The 5,375-nt window shown below is 39.5% G+C and carries 5 protein-coding genes and 3 pseudogenes; 4 read left to right on the plus strand and 4 right to left on the minus strand.

Going from position 1 to position 5,375, the window contains the following annotated elements; translation table 11 throughout:
* Positions 1 to 198: IS630 transposase-related protein (locus tag HT701_RS01585; protein WP_172931144.1), on the minus strand; the 198-nt coding region annotated here is incomplete at its 3' end.
* Between the two features lie 39 nt (positions 199 to 237).
* On the opposite strand from HT701_RS01585, the pseudogene HT701_RS01590 reads away from it, so the two are divergent.
* The 4 genes and pseudogenes from HT701_RS01590 to HT701_RS01605 all read left to right on the plus strand — a co-directional run.
* Positions 238 to 384: pseudogene (locus tag HT701_RS01590) on the plus strand (choline-binding protein A); the annotation flags it as partial.
* 216 nt (positions 385 to 600) lie between these two features.
* A pseudogene (locus tag HT701_RS01595) lies at positions 601 to 903 on the plus strand (ATP-binding cassette domain-containing protein); the annotation flags it as partial.
* 184 nt (positions 904 to 1,087) lie between these two features.
* Positions 1,088 to 1,462, plus strand: a complete 375-nt coding sequence (locus tag HT701_RS01600; protein WP_000781328.1) for a CidA/LrgA family protein — start codon at positions 1,088 to 1,090, stop codon at positions 1,460 to 1,462.
* On the plus strand, positions 1,459 to 2,154 hold the full coding sequence (locus tag HT701_RS01605; protein ID WP_001288943.1) for an LrgB family protein: 696 nt from the start codon (positions 1,459 to 1,461) through the stop codon (positions 2,152 to 2,154). The genes HT701_RS01600 and HT701_RS01605 overlap by 4 nt, the downstream gene beginning before the upstream one ends.
* Before the next feature lie 208 nt (positions 2,155 to 2,362).
* Here the strand turns inward: HT701_RS01605 and HT701_RS11320 are convergent.
* The 3 genes and pseudogenes from HT701_RS11320 to HT701_RS01615 all read right to left on the minus strand — a co-directional run.
* Positions 2,363 to 2,512, minus strand: a pseudogene (locus tag HT701_RS11320) (IS630 family transposase); the annotation flags it as partial.
* Positions 2,513 to 3,099: 587 nt separating this feature from the next.
* A complete protein-coding gene (locus tag HT701_RS01610) occupies positions 3,100 to 4,299 on the minus strand; it encodes an ABC transporter permease (protein ID WP_023934334.1) in 1,200 nt (399 codons plus the stop codon).
* Complete coding sequence (locus tag HT701_RS01615) at positions 4,278 to 5,189, minus strand: ABC transporter ATP-binding protein (protein WP_050261405.1); 912 nt, start codon at positions 5,187 to 5,189, stop codon at positions 4,278 to 4,280. Before HT701_RS01615 ends, HT701_RS01610 begins: the two co-directional genes overlap by 22 nt.
* Positions 5,190 to 5,375: the final 186 nt, after the last annotated feature.

Raw genomic sequence — 5,375 nt, forward strand, 5'->3', positions numbered from 1 at the left:
TTTCAATTCCTCTAAAGGAATCTTTCGGTTTTTGACGACTCGCTTTTTCCTCTCTAAGTGTCCTTGTTCACGTAAGTTCTTTTCCCACGTGAAGAGAGTTCTGACGCCAACATCAAAAACCTTGGCTGCCTCGACATGGCTGTGCCCCTCTTTGATGTAATCTAATGCTCGCTGTTTAAAATCTGTACTATATGCCATAGCTTTATTATAACATGCTTGTTTGAAACTAAGCAACTATATTACCTAAAAGACTCAGGTGCTATGTTAACAGGCTGGGTGAAAGATAGCGGATCTTGGTATTACCTTGCTTCAACTGGTAAGATGCTTCACAACACCTATACACCTGGTGGTTACTGTGTAGATACCGGTGGCGCTTGGAAATAATCTAAAGTATACATTTTATTCCTTCAGCTATTAGTGTACATGCTCAGACTAAATGTTATCAGAGCTACAAAAAAACTAGATAATAATACGAAAAGCGAATCGAAACAATGAATTCTGTTTTGTTCGCTTTTTGTTTCAATCTGTGTCATTACGATATTTTCATTTAATTGTATATCCCCCAAAAATTTACATTTTTATATGAAGTATTTTAGATAAAAGCAAACGCTAAATCATATCCTCAAAAAAACAGGTTTAGAACATTTGAAAAATCGAACGCTCAGCAATGATAGTCTGTCTGGTGGCGAGAAACAACGCCTAGAAATCGCTCGCGCCCTCTACCATGATAGCCAACTCATTTTAGCAGATGAGATTAAGGCCAATCTTGACTCGGAAAATAGCAGAAAAATTAGCGACTTGCTCTTCTCCCTACCTCAAACGGTCATTGAAGTCATTCACCACTACACAGAAGAGGACTTAAAAAACTACGACCAAGTCATTCACTTAAGCAGAGAAAAGTAGTATTCTTCGAAAATCGCTTCAAACTATGTCAGTTTGACCTACAAACCCAACACTTTACTTTGAGTAACATGCAGCTGACTTCCTAGTTTGTTCTTTAATTTTCATTATCCCTTGTTCATTTCCTTGAAATTTTCTGAAAAAAGAGTAAACTGGTATTCAAGAAGTCTATTTCGTGGAGTTTAGGATGAAATTATATGTTCAATTAATGATTCTCTTTGTGATTTCTCTAATCGGAGAGGGGATTTCCAGTTTCTTTCATTTGCCCATCCCAGGCAGTATTATCGGCTTGATTATTCTCTTTCTATCCCTACAATTCAAATGGTTGAGAACTAGGCATGTCAACATGGTGGGGAATTTCTTGCTGGCCAATATGACCATTCTCTTTTTGCCGCCAGCAGTAGGAATCATGGAAAAGTTTGATGTGATTGCTCCCTATCTCCTACCCATTGTTTTGATTGTCTTTTTTGCAGCAGTTGTCAATATTATCCTCATAGCCTTGGTAGTTCAGTTTATCAAACGACGGTTTGAGGGAGATTATGAGAAAGGAGATGCCAAATGAGTGAATTTGTTTCCAATCCCCTATTTGGGCTTGCCCTGTCTATCCTAGCTTATCTAGTGGGGATGTTGATTTACAGACGTTTTCCTCATCCATTGACAACGCCCCTGCTTTTGTCGGCTATTTTTATCATTATTTTTCTTAAGGTGACGGGTATTTCTTATCAAGATTACTACCAAGGTGGGGTTTATCTGAACAACTTGATTGTCCCGTCGACAGTGGCTTTGGGGATTCCGCTTTACAAGAGTTTTCATTTGATGAAGCACCATGCTCGGAGTATTCTCTTTGGTAGTCTGCTAGCAGTAGTTGTCAATACCTCTTTCACAGCCCTTGTGGCCAAAATCTTTGGTATGGACTTTTTCCTAGCCATTTCTCTCTTTCCCAAGTCAGTAACAACCGCCATGGCAGTGGGAATCACAGAAAAATTGCAAGGTCTGACGACCGTGACCTTGGTGGTAGTCGTGGCAACTGGGATTTTAACCAGTGTCATCGGACCAACCCTTTTGAAGTGGTTGAAAATTGACGACCCAGTAGCTGTTGGTCTTTCCCTTGGAGGAACAGGCCATGCAGTTGGAACAGGAACAGCCTTCCGATACGGCTCTGTAGCAGGAGCCATGGGTGGTTTGGCTATCGGTGTCACTGGTATTCTCTATGTCTTTGTCAGCCCCATCGTAGCTAGTTTGATATTGAGTTAATACTCTTCGAAAATCTCTTCAAACCGCGTCAACGTCGCCTTGCCGTAGGTATAGGTAACTGACTTCGTCAGTCTTATCCACAACCTCAAAACACTGTTTTGAGCAGCCTGCGGCTAGTTTGCTCTTTGATTTTCATTGAGTATAAAAAGCAAGGAATTCGAGCAATCTCATTATGGTAGTGACATGGGGGTCTAACTTCTCATATTTATACATTTCTCCAATCAGTTAGTTGATTACAACCGAGATTTTCTATACTCTCCTTATAAGATTTTCGCATAAGATGAGACAGCACACGCTGAAGACGTCTATGTTATTTAGATTTAATGCAATCTTTTCAAAGAGTTTTGATAATCTATATTTCTTATTTAGTTTAGTTGATTTCATATCACTATACTATAATGCTTATCCAAATGATGACACTATCAAAACACCCTATTATTGGATGCTTACGAAACAGATTTTTATACTCTTCAAACCACGTCAGCTTGTCCTTAGTGTGTATACGTTACTGACTTGGTCAGTTCCTCAACCTCAAAACTATGTTTCGAGGAGCCTTCCGCTAACTTCCCAGTCTGATTTTCATTGAATATTAACGATACTTTATCACATAAAGAGGCTGGATGAAAAGTCTTCACAATCAAAAAACGCATCCTATCAGGTTGAGTCCTGATAGGATGCGTTTTTATATTATTGAAATTTTGTTACAGACCGATAAGAGTTCTATCATAATCAATAAATAAAGTGATGGGAAATAAGAATTGCACACCCTGATTTTGGAATTCAAATCAATTTATAAGAATGTTTTAGAAGCAATATTATCCTATTCCAGATTCAGTTCACTATACAATTGAGTTCTCAAGCAACCTGTTTACATAATGTGTGCATAATTAGGTTCGTGATTCCACTCTTTTTATCTCTAAAAAACCTCGCTTTCGCGAGGCTCTTCTATTTATAAGATAAGGCACGTTTAAATGTTTTCCAAATCCCTAAATCATCTGTTTGAAGGACTAGGCTGGCATACATGCGTCCGATAAATCCTGTTGCTACCACCGCAAAAATCACTGTAATAGCAAGTGAAATCCATGCTTCTACTCCCCCTGCATAGCCATTAATAGTTCTAAATGGCATAAAGAAGGTCGAAATAAAGGGAATATAAGAACCAATCTTCAAGATGAGATTGTCACCAGCTGCACCTAGAGCTGTCACTCCAAAAAAACCACCCATAATCAAAATCATCAAAGGCGACAAGGCTTTTCCTGAGTCCTCAGGACGAGAAACCATAGAACCTAGAAAGGCAGCCAAGACGACGTACATAAAGAGACTGACCAAAATAAAGAACAAGGTATTCAGTGAGAAAGCATCTCCCAAGTGATCCAAAATACCAGACTGAGCCAAGAATGGCAAATCTTTAAAGAGTAGAATGGCTGCCAGACCACCTACCACATAAATCCCGATATGCGTTAAAATCACCAGAAACAGAGCCATCATCCGCGCATAGAAATAGTGACTAGCCCTTATGCTAGAAAAGACGACTTCCATAATTTTGGTGCCTTTTTCACTGGCAACTTCCTGAGCTGTTACACCCGCATAGGTAATCAGAATCATATAAAGAAAGAATCCTAAGGCGCCTGCTGCAATTGTTTGAATAAACTTTTTATTTTCCTTGGCTTCATCAATCTTTTCTGTGAATTGAATTGTCTGCGCTAAGCGTTTTTCCTGCTCTTGAGACAAGGAAGCAGTTGAACGATTAAGCTGATTTTGCAGTTCATTGAGTGTATCTGTAACTGCAAATTTAATTCCATTTTCAAGCGACGTTTCGCCATGATAAACTGCCTTCAAGACACTATCCTCTTGGTCAATAGTCAGATAGCCTTTTAATTTTTCATCTTTAATCGCTTCTTTGGCACTTGCTTCGTCTTTGTAGTCAAAATTAACACCATTTACATTCTTCAGTCCTTCTGCTACAGATGGCACTGTTGTCACTACTGCCACTTTATCATTTTTAGCCATTGAAGAGCCTTGGAGATAAGCAATTCCTCCAGAGATTCCTAAAAAGAGGAACGGTGAAATCACCATAAAGAAGAAACTCCACGATTTGACATGTCTAAGATAGGTTTCCTTGATTACAACCCACACATTTCCCATACTTCCACTCCTGATTCTAGTTTAAAGATTTCATCGATAGTTGGCGCTTGTTGGTCAAAGGTTGCGATATATTGCCCTTGAGTCAAGATTGGGAAGAGTTCTCTACCAGCACTCTCATCCTCCAAGATCAATTTCCAACTACCTTGTTTGGTCAAGCTCACCTGTTTGACATGAGGAAGGTTTTCCAATTCTTCCTTGCTTCGTTCACTTGAAACAAAGAGACGTGTTTTCCCGTATTGATTTCGGACATCCTGAACTGGTCCATGCAAGACCACACGGCCATCTCGGATCATGAGAATATCGTCACAAAGCTCCTCGACGTTGGTCATGACATGGTCAGAAAAGATAATGGTTGCCCCACGTTCTTTTTCTTGAAAAATAACTTGCTTGAGCAATTCTGTATTGACTGGGTCCAATCCACTGAAAGGTTCATCCAAGATAATCAAGTCTGGTTCATGAATCAGAGTAATGATGAGCTGAATCTTCTGCTGATTTCCTTTTGACAGGCTCTTGATTTTATCTGTCAGCTTTCCTTTCACTTCCAACCTCTTCATCCATTGAGGGAGTTTTTCCTTGACCTCCTTGGCATCCATACCTTTTAGAGTCGCCAAATAACGAACTTGTTCAAGGACTGTCAATTTAGGCATGAGACTGCGTTCTTCAGGCAGATAACCAATCCGAGCATAGGTCTCCTGACGAATATCCTGACCATCCAGACTGATTTCTCCTTGATATTCTAAAAACTTCAAAATACTATGGAAGATCGTTGTCTTCCCAGCACCATTTTTTCCGACTAGTCCCAAAATACGACCTGGTCGCGCTTGAAAGTCAATACCAAACAAAACTTGCTTGGATCCAAAACTTTTCTCTAGACTTCTTACTTCTAGCATCTTTCACCTCCGAAATTTCTTGCACTCATTATACTCCTTTTTGATAGCCTTTACAATGTTTTTTGTCCATTTTTAGAAGACTAATGCTATGTAAAATATGGCCTGGAGCACTTTTATACTCAATGAAAATCAAAGAGCAAACTAGGAAGCTAGCCGTAGGCTGCTCAAAGTACAGCTTTGAGGTTG

It is taken from the genome of Streptococcus sp. 10824 (assembly GCF_013276595.1).
GTDB lineage: Bacteria > Bacillota > Bacilli > Lactobacillales > Streptococcaceae > Streptococcus > Streptococcus pseudopneumoniae.

Coding starts and splice junctions, on each gene's coding strand:
- HT701_RS01610 (WP_023934334.1), bottom strand. CDS start 4,299: ATGGGAAATGTGTGGGTTGTAATCAAGGAAACCTATCTTAGACATGTC.
- HT701_RS01605 (WP_001288943.1), top strand. CDS start 1,459: ATGAGTGAATTTGTTTCCAATCCCCTATTTGGGCTTGCCCTGTCTATC.
- HT701_RS01615 (WP_050261405.1), bottom strand. CDS start 5,189: ATGCTAGAAGTAAGAAGTCTAGAGAAAAGTTTTGGATCCAAGCAAGTT.
- HT701_RS01600 (WP_000781328.1), top strand. CDS start 1,088: ATGAAATTATATGTTCAATTAATGATTCTCTTTGTGATTTCTCTAATC.